This is a genomic window from Peribacillus deserti, from assembly GCF_002863585.1.
Taxonomy (GTDB): domain Bacteria; phylum Bacillota; class Bacilli; order Bacillales; family DSM-1321; genus Paraperibacillus; species Paraperibacillus deserti_A.
In genome coordinates this window covers 1-16,633 of the sequence record NZ_PGUY01000094.1, presented here as the reverse complement: position 1 = coordinate 16,633, position 16,633 = coordinate 1, and the positions used below count along the sequence as shown (strand labels likewise).

General features: G+C 44.0%; 12 protein-coding genes and 1 pseudogene. 1 reads left to right on the top strand and 12 read right to left on the bottom strand.

Translation table 11 applies throughout. The annotated features are described in order from the left end of the window. Nucleotides 1–490 precede the first annotated feature (490 nt). The gene (locus CUU66_RS23265; RefSeq protein WP_101645786.1) at nucleotides 491–2,227 is read left to right on the top strand and encodes an Rqc2 family fibronectin-binding protein; all 1,737 of its coding nucleotides are present in this window, start codon (nucleotides 491–493) and stop codon (nucleotides 2,225–2,227) included. Between the two features lie 273 nt (nucleotides 2,228–2,500). On the opposite strand, the gene pyrE is transcribed toward CUU66_RS23265, so the two are convergent. From pyrE to CUU66_RS24635, 12 genes and pseudogenes are all read right to left on the bottom strand, one after another. Then, the gene (pyrE, locus tag CUU66_RS23260; protein WP_101645785.1) at nucleotides 2,501–3,133 is read right to left on the bottom strand and encodes an orotate phosphoribosyltransferase; all 633 of its coding nucleotides are present in this window, start codon (nucleotides 3,131–3,133) and stop codon (nucleotides 2,501–2,503) included. Between the two features lie 2 nt (nucleotides 3,134–3,135). Next, on the bottom strand, nucleotides 3,136–3,846 hold the full coding sequence (pyrF, locus tag CUU66_RS23255) for an orotidine-5'-phosphate decarboxylase (RefSeq protein WP_101645784.1): 711 nt from the start codon (nucleotides 3,844–3,846) through the stop codon (nucleotides 3,136–3,138). Further along, the gene (locus CUU66_RS23250; protein WP_101645783.1) at nucleotides 3,818–4,759 is read right to left on the bottom strand and encodes a dihydroorotate dehydrogenase; all 942 of its coding nucleotides are present in this window, start codon (nucleotides 4,757–4,759) and stop codon (nucleotides 3,818–3,820) included. The genes pyrF and CUU66_RS23250 overlap by 29 nt, the downstream gene beginning before the upstream one ends. Further along, on the bottom strand, nucleotides 4,756–5,535 hold the full coding sequence (locus tag CUU66_RS23245) for a dihydroorotate dehydrogenase electron transfer subunit (RefSeq protein ID WP_101645782.1): 780 nt from the start codon (nucleotides 5,533–5,535) through the stop codon (nucleotides 4,756–4,758). The genes CUU66_RS23250 and CUU66_RS23245 overlap by 4 nt, the downstream gene beginning before the upstream one ends. Further along, nucleotides 5,532–8,744 carry a carbamoyl-phosphate synthase large subunit gene (gene carB / locus CUU66_RS23240; RefSeq protein WP_101645781.1) on the bottom strand — a complete coding sequence of 1,071 codons (3,213 nt, stop codon included), beginning with the start codon at nucleotides 8,742–8,744 and terminating at the stop codon, nucleotides 5,532–5,534. The genes CUU66_RS23245 and carB overlap by 4 nt, the downstream gene beginning before the upstream one ends. Next, a complete protein-coding gene (locus tag CUU66_RS23235; RefSeq protein ID WP_101645780.1) occupies nucleotides 8,723–9,829 on the bottom strand; it encodes a carbamoyl phosphate synthase small subunit in 1,107 nt (368 codons plus the stop codon). Before CUU66_RS23235 ends, carB begins: the two co-directional genes overlap by 22 nt. A gap of 16 nt (nucleotides 9,830–9,845) precedes the next feature. Then, a complete protein-coding gene (locus tag CUU66_RS23230) occupies nucleotides 9,846–11,120 on the bottom strand; it encodes a dihydroorotase (RefSeq protein WP_101645779.1) in 1,275 nt (424 codons plus the stop codon). A 184-nt stretch (nucleotides 11,121–11,304) separates the two neighbouring features. Continuing rightward, nucleotides 11,305–12,621, bottom strand: coding sequence for a solute carrier family 23 protein (locus tag CUU66_RS23225; RefSeq protein ID WP_101645778.1), 1,317 nt, complete (start codon nucleotides 12,619–12,621; stop codon nucleotides 11,305–11,307). Nucleotides 12,622–12,767: 146 nt separating this feature from the next. After that, the gene (pyrR, locus tag CUU66_RS23220; RefSeq protein WP_101645777.1) at nucleotides 12,768–13,310 is read right to left on the bottom strand and encodes a bifunctional pyr operon transcriptional regulator/uracil phosphoribosyltransferase PyrR; all 543 of its coding nucleotides are present in this window, start codon (nucleotides 13,308–13,310) and stop codon (nucleotides 12,768–12,770) included. A 202-nt stretch (nucleotides 13,311–13,512) separates the two neighbouring features. Next, complete coding sequence (locus CUU66_RS23215) at nucleotides 13,513–14,427, bottom strand: RluA family pseudouridine synthase (protein WP_101645776.1); 915 nt, start codon at nucleotides 14,425–14,427, stop codon at nucleotides 13,513–13,515. Then, entirely contained in the window at nucleotides 14,420–14,890 is a 471-nt protein-coding gene (gene lspA / locus CUU66_RS23210; protein ID WP_101645775.1) for a signal peptidase II, read from the bottom strand. Before lspA ends, CUU66_RS23215 begins: the two co-directional genes overlap by 8 nt. 1,444 nt (nucleotides 14,891–16,334) lie before the next feature. Beyond that, nucleotides 16,335–16,633: pseudogene (locus CUU66_RS24635) on the bottom strand (hypothetical protein); the annotation flags it as partial.

Here is a 16,633-nt window from a genome sequence, read left to right as displayed (position 1 = left end):
AGGCCGCTCTTGCCTTTTAACAGTGATTGGCTTATGACCGAAGGTGTCAGTTCGCAGCTGGACACCACCAAAAGAGGAGAACGCTGCCTTCAAAAAAGATAGCTAGCAGTATAAGAGGGTAAAGACTAGAAATTGCTAATATCTATGTGTGTAATTCAAAACAATAGTCTTATTACTTGAATCAAGATCTAATTAAAGTCATAATACTGTTTTTAATAAATCAAGAAGCCTCAACATACGTGTAAATGCCACTTATGGGGTAAAATAAAGTTTTATGTGGCGAAGTTGGGAGTTTATGTGGCAATAATGAAATTATATGTGGCCAAGTCGGGAGTTTATGCGGCTAAATGCTTTTTTATGTGGCAACAAAGAAATTTCATGTGGCATACTCCTGCATGTATGCGGCTGTCTAAAAACTCCCAAACACAGCTTCTTCGCCTGACTATAAATTAAATTCACAGAAAAATAATATAGATAGAGGTTGTTAATTATGTCGTTTGACGGTTTATTTACAAAAGCAATGAGCGAAGAAATTGCTTCCCTGCTTAAAGGGGGAAGAATTAATAAGGTACATCAGCCTTCTAAGGGTGAGATTATCATGATTATCCGCGCGGGCGGAAAAAACCATAAGCTATTGCTGTCAGCGCATCCAAGTTATGCGAGAGTTCAGTTAACGAATGAATCTTATGAAAATCCGTCAGAACCACCTATGTTCTGCATGCTGCTGCGAAAGCATCTAGAAGGATTTATCTTAGAAAATTTATATCAAGTTGATGTAGATAGAGTTATAGTGTTAGAAATCAAGGGCCGGAACGAAATCGGAGATATTTCGCATAAAAAACTGATCATCGAGATCATGGGCCGGCACAGCAACATCATTTTAGTAGATCGTGACCGGAATATAATTCTAGACAGCATTAAGCATATTTCTCCGGCCATTAACAGTTACCGTACCGTTCTTCCGGGAAATGAATATATAGCTCCTCCTGCACAGGAAAAGAAAAATCCTTTAGACGCAACGGAAGAAACATTACTGAGAACGATCAATTTCAATGAAGGCCGCCTGGATAAGCAGCTGGTGAATTCATTCGCTGGCATATCCCCTTTGTTCTCAAAAGAAGCGGTTTATCAAGCAGGGCTGGCCAATCGGAATACCTTGCCAAATGCGTTTCTGAATCAGATCAATAAAGTGAAACAAAAACAATATGAACCAACCTTAATTCATACTCCAGATGGAAAAGAAATCTTCTATTTTATACCGCTTGATCATATTGACGGGACTAGACAAGTATTTAGCAGCCTTTCTGCGCTGCTTGACCGGTTTTATTTTGGAAAGGCAGAGCGGGACCGCGTTAAACAGCAGTCACATGATTTAGAGCGTTTCATCCTTAATGAAAAAAAGAAAAACGAAAAGAAAATTATTAAGTTAGAAGAAACATTAGTAAATAGTGAAAAGGCTAAAGAGTTTCAGCTGTTTGGAGAATTGATAACAGCCAACCTTTACGCAATGGAAAAAGGCATGAAGGAAATAGAAGTAATCAATTATTATGATGAAAATGGCGGGACCATCACAATCAGCCTCGATCCTCAGAAGAACCCTTCGGAAAATGCTCAAAAGTATTTTTCCAGGTATCAAAAGGCTAAGAATTCAATTGATGTGGTGAAAGAACAAATTGAGATTGCTACGGAAGAGACGGCTTATTTTGACAGTCTGCTTCAACAGCTGGAGTTTGCCTCACCAAAGGATGTTGTCGAAATCCGGGAGGAACTTCAAGATGGAGGATATCTAAAGGCCAAATTTAAAAAAGGATCGAAGAACAAACAAAATCAGAAGCCCCAGCTTGAAAAATACATTTCATCCGACGGTGATGAAATGTATGTGGGGAAAAACAATAAGCAAAATGATTATTTAACGAATAAGTTCTCCCGCCGGGATGATATCTGGCTGCATACCAAAGATATTCCCGGGTCGCATGTAGTAATCAGAAATACCGATCCATCAGAAAAAACCTTGCTGGAAGCCGCTTCACTAGCTGCCTATTTCAGTAAAGCAAAAGAGTCCAGCTCCGTACCGGTCGATTTCACAGCTGTCCGCCATGTAAAAAAGCCGAACGGCTCTAAACCAGGATTCGTGATCTATGATAATCAGCAGACCCTATATGTCACACCGGACGCTGATAAGGTGATCGAACTGAGAGAAAATCTGAAGAAGTTAAATGTACAGTAATATATAGAGAGAGCCGCACAGGAAGATCCAGCTGTGCGGCTCTTTTTTGATTCCAGTCGGTGGGAGAATGGAATCCTATATAAATCTCAAAAATCCTGCAAAAAATCTGGTAATCCTGCATATGACAAAATAATCCTGCATATGTGTAAAAAATCCTGCAATTCCTCTCATTAATCCTGCATATAATCAAATCCGGCTTGTTCACTAAATTCTTCACAGATATCATCCCCCCACCAGAACAAAAAATTCCCTGATCATCAGGGCACCGCAAGTTTATGCGTTCATCCACGCAAGTTCTGCCGGATTCTTTCTCCATTGGGTCAGCCTGTCGACATCGCTTTCGTCGATATATCCTTTTTCAGTGGCAACTTCAATCAAGGCTGAGTAGCTGCTAAGGGATACTGCTTCTATTCCTGCATCCTTAAGCTGCTCCGTTCCTTTTTCTAGTTCATATGTGAAGATGGCCGCTACTCCAAGGACTTCACATCCTGCTTCTCGCAGTGCCTTTACGGCGGTAATGGAACTTCCACCAGTAGAAATAAGGTCTTCGATGACGACTACTTTCTGTCCTGGTTCTGCTTTGCCTTCAATTTGGTTTCCTTTTCCGTGCTCTTTTGCTTTTGAACGGACATAGCACATCGGCAGGTTCAGGATATCACTTACCCACGCTGCATGGGGAATGCCTGCTGTTGCCGTACCTGCGATCACTTCTGCACCGGGGAAGTTCTCCTGGATGGTCTGCGCTAAACCTCGTGCAATTTCGCGCCTTACTTCGGGGTATGACAGCGTCAGTCGATTGTCACAATAGATAGGGGATTTAATGCCTGAAGACCAGGTAAATGGATCGTTCGGCTGTAAGAATACTGCCTTGATTTCTAGTAATTTTTCAGCAATTTGATGTTTCATTCTTATATTCCCTCCCACGCGGATTTAATATCGAGGTAAGCTTGATAAGGATCAGGGGACTGGGTGATAGAACGGCCGACCACAATAGCATTGGTTCTAAGCAGTCTTGCCTTATCAGGTGTGGCTACTCTCTTTTGATCATGGCTCTCATCGCTTACAGTCCGGATGCCGGGCGTAACGGTCAGAAAAGAATGTCCCATTTCTGCGTGAATGGCTTCCACCTCGTGGGTGGAACACACAACCCCATCAAGCCCTGCAGCGTGTGCAAGCTTTGCATAATGAAGAACAGATTGTTCAAGCAAAGTCTGAATCAGCTGCTCCTTTTTCATTTGTTCCTCAGACGTACTGGTTAACTGAGTGACTGCAATGCATAGAGGCCTTTCCCTTCCTGCTGGCGTTCCAGCTTCAAGTCCTTCCCGTGCGCGGATCATCATTTCGGTTCCGCCGGCGGCATGCAGATTAACCATATCCACCTCAAGTGAAGCCAGTCCTTTCATGGCCTGGCCCACAGTATTAGGTATGTCATGCAGCTTGATATCCAGGAAAATTTGGTGGCCTCTCTCTTTGATAAAAGAAAGGATTTGCGGTCCGTTTTGATAGTAGAGCTCCATGCCTACTTTGACAAATAGGGGTTCATCAGAAAATCGATCGAGAAACGCCTCCACTTTGCTTTTATTTGGAAAGTCAAGCGCGATTATGGGCAAAAAGTTCATTCGTTTTCCAGCTCCTTCCCCTGCAATCAGATATATGGCTGATCCCAAGCTTATCCATTAATACCGGCAGTTCTTCAATGATTTTCGGACACACAAACGGGTCTGTAAAATTAGCGGTCCCTACAGCAACCGCGCTTGCACCGGCAAAGAAGTACTCAAGTACATCCTCTGCATTCTGGATGCCGCCCATGCCGATGATTGGAATCGAAACGGCCTGTGATACTTCATGTATCATTCTTATAGCTACCGGTTTGATCGCAGGCCCGGATAAACCGCCTGACTTGTTAGCCAGAACCGGCTTTCCTGTTTTTAAATCTATCCTCATCCCAAGAAGGGTATTAATCATGGTCAATCCGTCTGCTCCGCCGTCCTCGACTGCCTTTGCCATGTCAGCGATATTGGAGACATTGGGCGAAAGCTTCACATATACTGGGACTTCTGACACTTCTTTGACTCTTTTAGTCAGATTCTTCGCTACTTCGGGAATAGTTCCAAAAGCGATTCCGCCTTCCTTCACATTCGGGCACGAAATATTCAGCTCAAGTGCATGGACATTAGGGGCCTTAGATATCGTTTGGGCTACTTCTACGTAATCCTCTTCCCTGGAGCCTGCCACATTGGCAATAATCGGCAGGTTAAACTGCTCAAGCCATGGAAGCTCTTCATTCATTACTTTATCAAGGCCAGGATTTTGGAGGCCAATGGCATTCAGCATGCCGGCAGATGTTTCGGCTACACGCGGTGTGGGATTTCCAAACCTTGGCTCTTTTGTGGTAGCTTTGATCATGACCGATCCCAGCTGGTTTAGATCATAAAGCTTGCTGAATTCACGGCCGAAGCCAAAGCAGCCTGAGGCGGGCATCACCGGGTTCTTCAAGTTTAATCCTGGCAGTTCAATATTTAACCGGCTCATAACAGTACCTCCCCTGCACGGAAAACAGGTCCGTCGCTGCAGACTTTTTTATATGAAACACCTTCAGGATCGTCAGCAGTATGACATACGCAGGCAAAGCATGCCCCGATGCCGCACCCCATTCGTTCTTCCAAGGACAGGAACAATTTCTTATGTCCATACTTCTGTTCGAGCGCTTTAAGCATGGGTCCAGGGCCGCAGGAGTAAATCACATCCATCCTGACAGTAAGCTTTTCTAAGATATCCGTCACAAACCCTTTTGTGCCGTGTGTTCCGTCTGCTGTTGCAATATAGGTTTCTCCAAGTTTCTTAAACTCTTCTTCATAAAATACAGCATCCTTGGTCTGGAATCCCAAGACATGTATCACTGTAACGCCTTTTCCTGTTAATCTCTTAGAGAGCTCATACAGTGGCGGGACGCCGATTCCGCCGCCCACCAATACCGCCGTGTCCCCCGGTTCTGCTTCATGTTCAGAGAAACCATTTCCAAGGGGCCCCAGTACATCTATTTCCTGGCCGCCTTCTTTTGCTGCAAGAAGAGCAGTTCCCTGCCCCTCACTTCTATAAATAATGGTAAATTGCTTTTTTTCGCTGTTGATAGATGAAATGCTGATCGGCCGTCTTAGTAAAGGGTCCACCCCGTTGGACACTTTAATATGCACAAATTGTCCTGGCTGGTCCATTTCCGTAACGAGTTCTCCGCATAGTGTCATTTCAAAAATGCGGTTTGCTAGTTTCCTATGAGAGACAACGCTCAGTTTTTCGTTTTTGATCATGAATGGACCACCTCACGTCCCTTTTCAGCCGGATGCATCGCTTCGGCAGAGAAGGACATTGATTCGATTACCCGAAGAATGGCTTTAGCCGTATCAAGGGAAGTGAGGCACGCCACTCCGTTTTCAACGGATTCACGGCGGATTCTGAAACCGTCTCTTTCAGGCTGTTTCCCTTTTGTCAGGGTATTGATCACAAACCCTGCTTCTCCATTTCGGATCACGTCCAGAAGGGTCGGACCTTCTGTTCCAATCTTCCCGACCACACTTGCCGGAATTCCTGCTTTATTGAAGTATGCAGCCGTTCCTTCAGTAGCCAGAAGCTTGAAGCCTAGATTATAAAATCTGGAGGCGATTGCCCGTGCTTCTTCTTTATCTTTTTCAGCAATGGTAAGAATCACTTTACCATGAGATTGTATTTTAATTCCTGAAGCGATCAGTCCTTTGTACAAAGCTTTTTCAAGCGTGAAGTCTTTCCCCATTACCTCTCCCGTTGATTTCATTTCTGGACCCAGCGTAATGTCCACTCCTCTTAGCTTTGCAAATGAGAAGACAGGTACTTTTACAAATACACCAGGCTTTTCAGGAACCAATCCGCTTTTGTATTCAAGATCAGCAAGCTTAGCTCCGAGAATTACCTTCGTAGCAATGTTTGCCATCGGCACATTCGTAATTTTACTTAAGAATGGCACTGTCCGGCTTGAACGTGGATTGACTTCAAGAACAAACACTTCATTATTAGAAACAACATATTGGATATTTAACAGCCCGATGATATTTAATCCCTTAGCAAGTTTTGCCGTATAGTCTACCAGTTTATCTTTTATCTCCTGTGATAAGCTTTGCGGCGGGTATACGGCAATGGAATCACCGGAGTGAACGCCCGCTCTTTCGATATGCTCCATGATGCCTGGAATCACAACATCCGTGCCGTCGGAAATGGCATCCACTTCAATTTCTTTTCCTGTCAAGTATCGGTCGATCAGCACCGGCTGATCCGGATTGACATTGACGGCATTTTTCATATAATGCAGAAGTTCTTCCTCTTTGTACACGATTTCCATGGCCCGACCTCCGAGCACATAAGATGGACGTACCAGTACCGGATAGCCGATTTCATCTGCTATGATTACTGCATCTTCAACAGATGTTGCCGTTTTTCCTTTCGGCTGCGGCACTCCGAGCTGAGTTAAAGCCTGCTCGAATTTATCTCTATTTTCGGCACGGTCCAAGTCTTCCAAAGATGTTCCTAATATGTTAACACCGCGCTCCACCAGCTGATCAGCCAGATTAATCGCCGTCTGTCCGCCAAATTGTACGATAACACCCTCTGGCTTTTCCAGGTCGATGATATTCATTACATCTTCAATGGTTAAAGGCTCAAAGTACAGCTTGTCTGAAATACTGAAGTCCGTTGAGACTGTTTCCGGATTGTTGTTAATGATAATGGCTTCATAGCCTGCCTGTTTTATAGCCCATACGGAGTGGACGGTTACATAATCAAATTCTACTCCCTGTCCGATACGGATCGGTCCTGACCCAAGCACCACAACACTTTTCCGGTCGGTTACAACTGACTCATTTTCTTCCTCATATGTTCCATAAAAATAAGGAGTTTCAGACTCAAATTCCGCTGCGCATGTATCCACCATTTTATATACAGGTATCAGCCCAATTTCCTGGCGCCAGCTGTATACTTCTCTCTCCTGAACTCCCCAGTACTTTGCGATTGCTCTGTCAGAAAAGCCCATTTGCTTTGCCTTACGAGCCACTTCCTTGTGATAGCTGTTACCCTTCAGCACTGTTTCAAATTGAATGATATTGTCTAGTTTTTTCAGAAAAAACAGATCAATTTTACTCCATTCATGGATGGTTTCAATCGTTGTTCTTCTTCTAAGAGCTTCAGCCACATAGAAAATCCGTTCATCGCCAGCCTTGCGTATTCTCTTTTCGATCAGCTTATCATTTAATTCTTCAGCATCTTTAAGCTCTAAATGATATTGGCCAGTCTCAAGTGAACGGACTGCTTTCAGGATAGATTCCTCAAAATTCCTTCCTATTGCCATGACTTCTCCGGTTGCTTTCATTTGCGTTCCAAGCTTGCGGTTGGCCGACTCAAATTTGTCAAAGGGCCAGCGTGGAATTTTTGTCACGATATAATCCAGTGCAGGTTCGAAGCTTGCATAGGTTTTACCTGTAACAGGGTTCATCATTTCGTCCAGTGTCAGGCCGACAGCAATCTTAGCTGCAAGCTTCGCGATTGGATATCCCGTCGCTTTGGATGCAAGAGCCGAGGAACGGCTTACCCGCGGGTTTACCTCGATTACATAATAGTTAAAGCTATCAGGATCAAGGGCAAGCTGCACATTGCAGCCTCCTTCAATTTTCAAAGCTCTGATGATCTTCAAGGAGGTATTTCTCAGCATCTGGTACTCTCTATCACTCAAAGTCTGGCTCGGTGCTGCCACAATAGAGTCACCAGTATGGACACCGACAGGATCAAAGTTTTCCATGTTGCAGACTACAATCGCGTTATCATTTGAATCACGCATCACTTCGTATTCAATTTCTTTAAAGCCGGCAATACTTTTCTCGATCAAGCACTGTGTTACAGGGCTGTGCTTCAAGCCGCTCGCAACAATCTCATTCAGCTCTTCATCGTTAGAACAAATTCCGCCGCCTGTACCGCCAAGTGTAAACGCAGGGCGTACAATAATCGGATAGCCGATCCTTGCAACAAAGCTGTGAGCTTCTTCAAGAGTGTGGATGATATCGCTGTCTGGCACAGGCTCTCCCAATTCATTCATAAGGTTCCGGAAAAGGTCTCTGTCCTCGGCCTGTTCAATGGCAGACAGTTTAGTTCCCAGAATCTCTACATTACATTCTTCAAGCACACCTGAATTATGAAGCTCAACGGCCAGGTTTAAACCTGTCTGCCCTCCCAGAGTCGGCAGTAAGGCATCAGGACGCTCTTTTCGAATAATGCCTGAAACAAATTCAAGAGTTAAAGGTTCAATGTAGACTGCATCGGCTATTTCGGTGTCTGTCATGATGGTGGCTGGATTCGAGTTGATTAAGATGACTCTGTAGCCTTCTTCTTTTAGAGCGATGCAGGCCTGTGTGCCCGCATAATCAAATTCTGCAGCCTGCCCGATAATGATAGGGCCGGAACCGATGACAAGAATGCTTTTTATATCTGTACGCTTAGGCATGTTTTTTCCCCTTCCTCTTTTGCAGCTTCAATCATTGAAATGAATTGGTCGAACAAACCGTTTGCATCCTCGGGACCCGGAGATGCTTCCGGGTGATATTGAACTGTGAAAGCTGCATGTTCTTTATGCTTCAAGCCTTCTACTGTACCGTCATTGATTGCAATGTGGGTAACCTCGAGTTGTGTATCATGCAGTGAACCTTCTTCAACCGTATATCCGTGGTTTTGTGAGGTTAAAGCGATTTTTCCTGTTTGAAGATCTTTGACAGGATGGTTGGATCCTCTGTGTCCGAACTTCATTTTTACTGTATTGGCTCCATTAGCGAGAGCAAAAAGCTGGTGCCCCAGGCAGATCCCGAATAACGGCACCTTCCCTTGAATTCCCTTGATCATCTCGATTGCATCAGGCACATCCTTCGGGTCTCCAGGTCCATTTGTCAGCATGATGCCGTCAGGACTTAGACTAAGGATTTCTTCGGCACTGATATTGTAAGGAACAACCACGACATCGCAGTCTCTTTTATTCAGCTCGCGAAGAATTCCATGCTTCATGCCGAAATCAACCACAATCACTCTGCTGCCTCTGCCTGGGCTTGGATAAGACGACTTGGTTGATACCCGTTTTACCTGATCTGAAGGCAGAACAACTGCTTTTAGATGGGCTATCACTTCTTCTGCCGGTGTGTTTTCAGCACATAGTGCACCTTTTAACGTACCAGTCTTTCGGATCAATCTTGTCAGTTTCCGTGTATCAATTCCTGCAATTCCAGGGATATTTTTCATTTTAAAAAATTCATCCAGGGACATTTGGCTTCTCCAATTGGAAGGAAAATCGGCTGCTTCTTTGACGATGAACCCGTGGATTGCGGGATTGATAGATTCAAAGTCATCCCTGTTGATACCATAGTTTCCGACCAGTGGATAAGTAAGCGTGACAATCTGGCCGCAATATGAAGGGTCAGACAAGATTTCCTGATAACCAGTCATTCCAGTGTTAAACACAATTTCTCCTGTTTTTTCGGCTTCTGCACCAAAAGCTTCGCCTATAAATACAGTACCATCTTCGAGAACAAGCTTTCTTTTCATCCTAAACACGCCCTTCTTATTTTTTGTGCCACACTTTTTTCCCCTCAGCAAATGTCATAACTGGCCATCCGCTGCATTTCCAGCCCTTAAACGGTGTATTTCTCCCCTTTGATACAAACTCATCTGGGTTAATTTCATATTCCGCCTCTAAATCTATCAATACGATATCGGCAGCAGCTCCTTCTTTTAATCTTCCAAACGGCAGACCAAAGCTTTCAGCCGGCTTTATCGTCAAGAAATCGATCAGGTCCTTCAAGGACAGTTCCCCGTACTTAACGAAGTGTGTATATAAAAGCGGAAACGCCGTTTCTAAGCCTACTATTCCAAAAGGAGCAAGCAGCATTCCTTCCGCTTTTTCTGGATCCGTATGCGGTGCATGATCTGTCGCGATAAAGTCGATCGTTCCATCGAGAAGGCCTTCTATCAGTGCTTTCTGATCGGATTTGCTTCTAAGGGGCGGATTCATTTTATAATTTGGATCAAGTCCAGGAATATCTTCTTCACATAAGAGCAGGTGATGAGGGGTGACTTCTGCCGTCACACGGATCCCTGCCCTTTTGGCATCACGTACCACTCTGACCGATTCTTTTGTACTGATATGGCAGACATGATAATGACATTCGGCAGCCTCTGCTAAAAGTACATCCCTGGCAATATGTACCGATTCGCATACAGAAGGAATTCCGTTCAAGTCATGGGTCTTCGAAAACGTTCCTTCGTGAACAGAACCTTTATTGATTAATGTGTTTTCTTCACAGTGTGCGACGATTGGGAGATTGACACTCGCTGCACGCTTCATAGCCTGCAGCATCATGCCGGCTGATTGAATTCCAACACCGTCATCGGTTAAGGCAAATGCTCCTGAATCTTTCAATCCTTCAAAATCAGTAAGCTCCTGTCCCAGCTCCCTCACCGTTATAGAACCGTAGGGAAGCACTCTGACATGAGCAGTCTCCCGGATCCGTCCCATCAGCCACTCCATCTGCTCCTTAGAGTCAGGAACGGGCCTCGTATTCGGCATGGCAGCCAGGGTGGTGAAGCCTCCTTTTGCTGCTGCCAGAGTACCAGTCTCAATCGTTTCCTTTTTTTCTCCGCCAGGCTCGCGAAGGTGTACATGCAAATCAATTAACCCTGGCGCAACCAGTAATCCTTCAGCATTTATTACCTCATGATCTTCCGGAGCTATAAAATCAGCTATTTCAACAATTTTCCCGTCTTTGATAAGAATATCTGCTTTTTTCTTGCTTCCTTCTTCATTCAATATATATCCGCTTTTGATAATCGCTGCCATGGATTATTCCTCCTGTATGTTGAAATTGGCTATAAAAAAACACCCTGACAATCATGGTCAGGGTGTGAAAACGAGAAGGGATGATATCACAAGTCCTCCCAGATCAGAACCATCTGGGAATTCATATGCGATTTCCTTCGTTTACACCCTTAGAAGCCTCACAGGACTTCCTTTAAAAGGTGTGTTATTTAGATAAACTCTTTGCATCTGCTTCCGTTTGCTTTATACGGCCGGGAAGCACCAGGTTCAGGATAACCCCGACGATCGCAGATAAGGCCATGCCGGACAGGGAAACCTGATCTGAAAGCTTTACAAATGCTCCGCCGATTCCCAGTACAAGAATAACTGAAGCAATGATTAAATTTCGTTTGTTTTCAAAGTCAACTCGGTGGTCTATCAGCATTCTAAGACCGCTTGACGCAATGATCCCGAAAAGCAGGATCGAGATCCCGCCCATCACCGCTTGTGGTACGGAGTGAAGAACCGCGGATACTTTCCCGATAAAACCAAATATCACAGCTAATACGGCGGCGCCTCCGATTACGAATACACTGAAGGCTCTTGTAATGGCCAGTACACCGATATTTTCACCATACGATGTGATCGGCGGCCCGCCAATGAATGAGCCAATAATGATTCCAACACCATCACCTGTAATCGAACGGTGAAGGCCTGGCTTTTTAAGAAAGTCTCTGCCTACAACATTGCTTAATACCATCTGATGTCCGATATGCTCAGATAATGTAACGAGGGCAACTGGTGCCATAATGAAGATGACTTCCCAAGAAAACTGCGGAGTGTAGGTCGCAAACGGAATCATAAAGTCCGGAGCCTCAAACCATTTTGCCGCTTCTATCCCGCTGAAATCCACGATTCCAGCAACACATGCCGAAATGTATCCTGCGATAATACCAAGAAGGATTGGTATCACGCCGATGAACCCTTTACCAAACATATTAAAAATGATGGTCGCAATCAGTGTGATCATCGCTACTGTAAGGTGTTTTGAGCTGTAAACTAATTCTGCTGCAGGAGCCCCAGGATTTTCGTACATGGCCATCCCTACCGCCGTTCCCGCAAGACTTAAACCGATAACCATAATCACTGGTCCTACCACAATTGGCGGAAGCAGGTTCATGAGCCATCTCATACCGGCTTTCTTTATAATTAAAGCTACGATTCCGTAGATCAAACCTGCAGCAAAGCAGCCGATCATAGCGGATTCAGGTCCTCCAAGTGATTTAGCTGCCGCAATTGGAGAAATGAAGGCAAAGGAAGAGCCTAAGTAGGCTGGTATCTGCCCTCTTGTTACGAGCAGGTAAGCAAGAGTGGCTAGACCGCTGGAAACAAGAGCAACAGCCGGGCTTAAGCCTACAAGGAACGGTACCAGCACGGTTGCACCAAACATGGCAAATAAATGCTGAAGACTTAATGTGATCCACTGTCCTGCCCTTGGTACTTCATTAACATCCAATACAAAGCTTCTTTTATTTGTTTCCATCATCTTTCCCCCTATAGAAAAACCTCTTTTATACAAAGAGATCGGTAAGGCGGATCCATAAAATTCTGATAAAGAATTTTATGCTGCATCGTATATGCGGACCCTTCCTTGTCAGCCTCACAGAACTGCATTTAAAGGTTGGCTATTTATTTTTCTAATATAGTTACTTGATCTAATCCATCCACTTCACTAAGCTTTACAGATATCTTCTCAGCCTGTGAAGTAGGTACATTCTTACCTACAAAATCTGCACGAATCGGAAGTTCTCTATGTCCTCGGTCAACAAGGACAGCGAGCTGAATCTGGGAAGGCCTGCCGATGTCTACTAAAGCATCCAATGCAGCACGGACCGTTCTTCCTGTGAATAATACATCATCAATCAAGATTACTTTCTTGCCGGATATCTCAAGCGGAAGGTTTGAGCCTTTTACCAGTGGCTCGCCGGATTCCGTTTTAGTTGTTAAATCATCGCGGTAGAGAGTAATATCAATATCGCCGACCGCCATTTCTCTTCCTTCAATCTGCTGGATCCGCTCGGCGAGCCGTCTTGCAATATAAATTCCTCTAGTGCGGATGCCGACCAGTACACAATCTTCAATACCCTTATTTTTTTCAATTATTTCATGGGCTATTCTGGTTAATGCCCTTCTTATTGCCTGATCATCAAGGACAACAGCCTTTTCCTTCATACACTCACCTGCTTTCTATCAATATTACTGAGTATGGAAAATAAAAAAATCCTCCTGCCGGAGAGCAGGAGGATTTCGTTCAGTAAGAATCTAAGACAATCTCATCTTAGGCTTCTTCATCCGTTTTCCTTCTCAGCCTCTCGGGACTGTGTTAAAGGTTCTTATTTTGTTACATTCATACTAATACTATACCAGCATATTGTCAATCATTTTGTCGAAGGGTGCCCAGCACCTCTTCAAAAATAGGAGGGAGCGGTGAAGTAAACTCAAGGTATTCTTTTGTTCGAGGGTGTACAAAGCCCAGTACGCCGGCGTGCAGGGCCTGACCCCCGATATCCAATGTTTTTCTCGGTCCATATTTCGGATCTCCTGCAAGCGGATAACCAATATATTTCATGTGAACCCTGATTTGATGAGTTCTTCCTGTTTCAAGCTGGCATTCAACATAGGTAAAATCTTTGAACTTTTCAATAACATTAAAATGAGTGACGGCATGCTTGGAGTTTTCATCTGTAACGGTCATGCTCTGACGGTCTTTCTTGTCCCGTCCGATCGGAGCGTCAATCGTGCCATGATCATGTGGGATCACACCATGAACGATCGCTTTATATCTTCTTGTTACCGTTTTGTCCACAAGCTGCTGAACGAGGCTTTCATGCGCCATATCATTCTTGGCTACCATTAAGAGACCAGACGTATCTTTATCGATTCGATGGACGATTCCTGGCCTCATTACACCATTTATGCCGGACAAATCCTTACAGTGGGCCATGAGCCCATTAACAAGCGTCCCAGTCACATGCCCAGGAGCCGGATGAACAACCATTCCCCGGGGTTTATTGACCACTAGGACATCACTGTCCTCATAATAAATTTCCAAATCCATCTCTTCTGCTAATACATCCAGTTCTTCAGGTTCAGGTATTACAATTTCGACTGCATCCCCAAGGCTGCATTTATAATTCGTTTTAACCGCTTTTCCGTTAACGAGGACATGTCCTTCTTTTATCCATTGCTGGACCTGTGTTCTTGACCATTCTTCATTAATGGAGGCTACAACTTTATCCAATCTTTCATTCTGTTGTTCCTCTTCAATCGTGATGCCCGTATTATGCATTCTTTTTCTCCTTCGCAGCTTTTTCTTCCAGAATCATATAGATAATCAGCAGACCTACTCCAATGCACAAAGCGGAGTCTGCAATATTAAATACCGGAAAACTGTAATTAATTATGTACACATGGATAAAATCGACTACTTCTTTTCTCCATACCCGATCAATAAAGTTTCCGATTGCTCCTCCCAGCATTAAGCCAAGGGAAACTCCTAGTAATACATTGCCTTTTGCATGTTTAATGATGTAATAGCCAAGGCCTACTACAACAAGAATCGTGATGATATAAAAGAACCACATTTGTCCAGCCAGTACACCCCAGGCTGCTCCTGTATTCCGGTGGGAAGTAATATAAAAAAAGTTCTTTATTACCTCTATACTATCTCCTAATTCCAGGTTTTTCACTATCAGCCATTTTGTGAATTGATCCAGCGCTATAACAAATAAAGCTATGATAAAGTAACCCAACTTTTTTCCCCCGCTCTTTACACTAAAGACTCTCTGATATTTTTCCGATAAATGAAAGCTTAATTGTCTTCTAATGCATTTTAGCACATCCCAAAAAAGATAGGCAATGCAGGAAAGACCTGTGAGAAGATAGAATGACGATTTGTGACAAGATATTTAATTGCATGGATATACCCAAATTTCACTATCAGCACCCTTTATATTGCCGGTCAAAAAACCACTTCAGTCCGGCATATTGTCCTTCGGGATCGATGTGGCGGCCTTATTCCTTTTAAGGTTGGTTTTAAAAAACTGTTTAGGCACTGATCTATAAAATCGGGTGTTCTGGCCTTGGGCTTACGTTGCCTGTATTAAATTTTATTTTTTGAGGGTTTATTACTTTTGCACTTTAAGACAAGTTTCAATTTTACTGATGAGATCTCTTTTCTGCTCAAGGCGGGATAAGCAAATCCCTCAGAAGTAACGTATGGAAGTACTGGGATAAGCATATACCTTAGAAGCAAAGCATAAAGTCTCTGGGATAAGCATATACCCATGTAGCAAAGCGTAAAGGTACTAGGATAAGCATATACCCATCTAGCAAAGCATAAAGGCTCGAGGATAAGTATATACCCATCTAGCAAATCATAAAGACTCGAGGATAAGCATATACCCATCTAGCAAATCATAAAGACTCGAGGATAAGCATATACCCATCTAGCAAAGCATAAAGGCTCGAGGATAAGCATTAAGCGGGAAACATGAGCATTGGATGTGGAGAGATAAGCATAAATCTTGTAAAGGTAAGCATAAACTCGTTAAAGCCAAGCATAAATCTTCAGAAGATAAGCATAAGTTCCATAAAGTTAAGCATAAGCCATTCACATTTTGACCAAAATCCGCTTAATCACTTAAAAACTCTTACTATACACCCCTATTTTCGTTGCTGAGTACGTGTTCGGGCAAAGGTTTGAAATAATTAAGCTGAAAACCTGATACTAATGCGTGGTTTTTCGAATCCTGCGCGAAATCCTGGTTCTCACGCGAAGTCGGTCGGCACCAAAACACCCTTGTCCCCCTCGATACTTTTCTCTTCTCCTTGTCGGATAATTATAAATTCCCAAGTGATGTAATTCGCTGCCAACTCGCAGTGCAGTGTTTTACTGTGGAATTCCACTTGATACTCCAGAGGCATAATTCGAGTTCCTGCTCGAAGTCGCGGGAAAACCCCCTTACCTCTGCCTGAAAATCCTACAGCTCGTGGAGAACCCTGTTCCATAGCAATCTAAGGTCGCTCATATTATCTGCTCCATCAGCCTCGTATTATACGAAGCCAGGACTTGTTTGCGCTTAAACCTCGGCTGGCGTTGAATTCATCGCACGCAGCTAAACAAAAGAAAAATAATTAAGACACGGAAACTCTGTTAAATCTCAAAAAAAATGGCTGTTTTCATAAACTTTGTTGTTATTGAACAAGGGGGTTGATTGGAACGTGAGGATGCTCGCTTTCCGCGGGGCGGGCGCTGAGCCTCCTCGGCTTCGCCTGTGGGGTGTCACCTGATCGAAAAGCGGAGGACGGTGCTTTTGAAGAAAAGATCCATCCAAAAGCTGAATGATGATCTTTTTTAAGTAGAGGCAAAACACTAAAAGAAAAGCAGACACCTGACTGGCATAAGATGAGCGGCAGTGAAAGGCCGATTTTGCCTTTTAATGGCGATTGGCTTATGACCGAAGGTGTCAGTCCGGAGCTGGACAATACCCGCT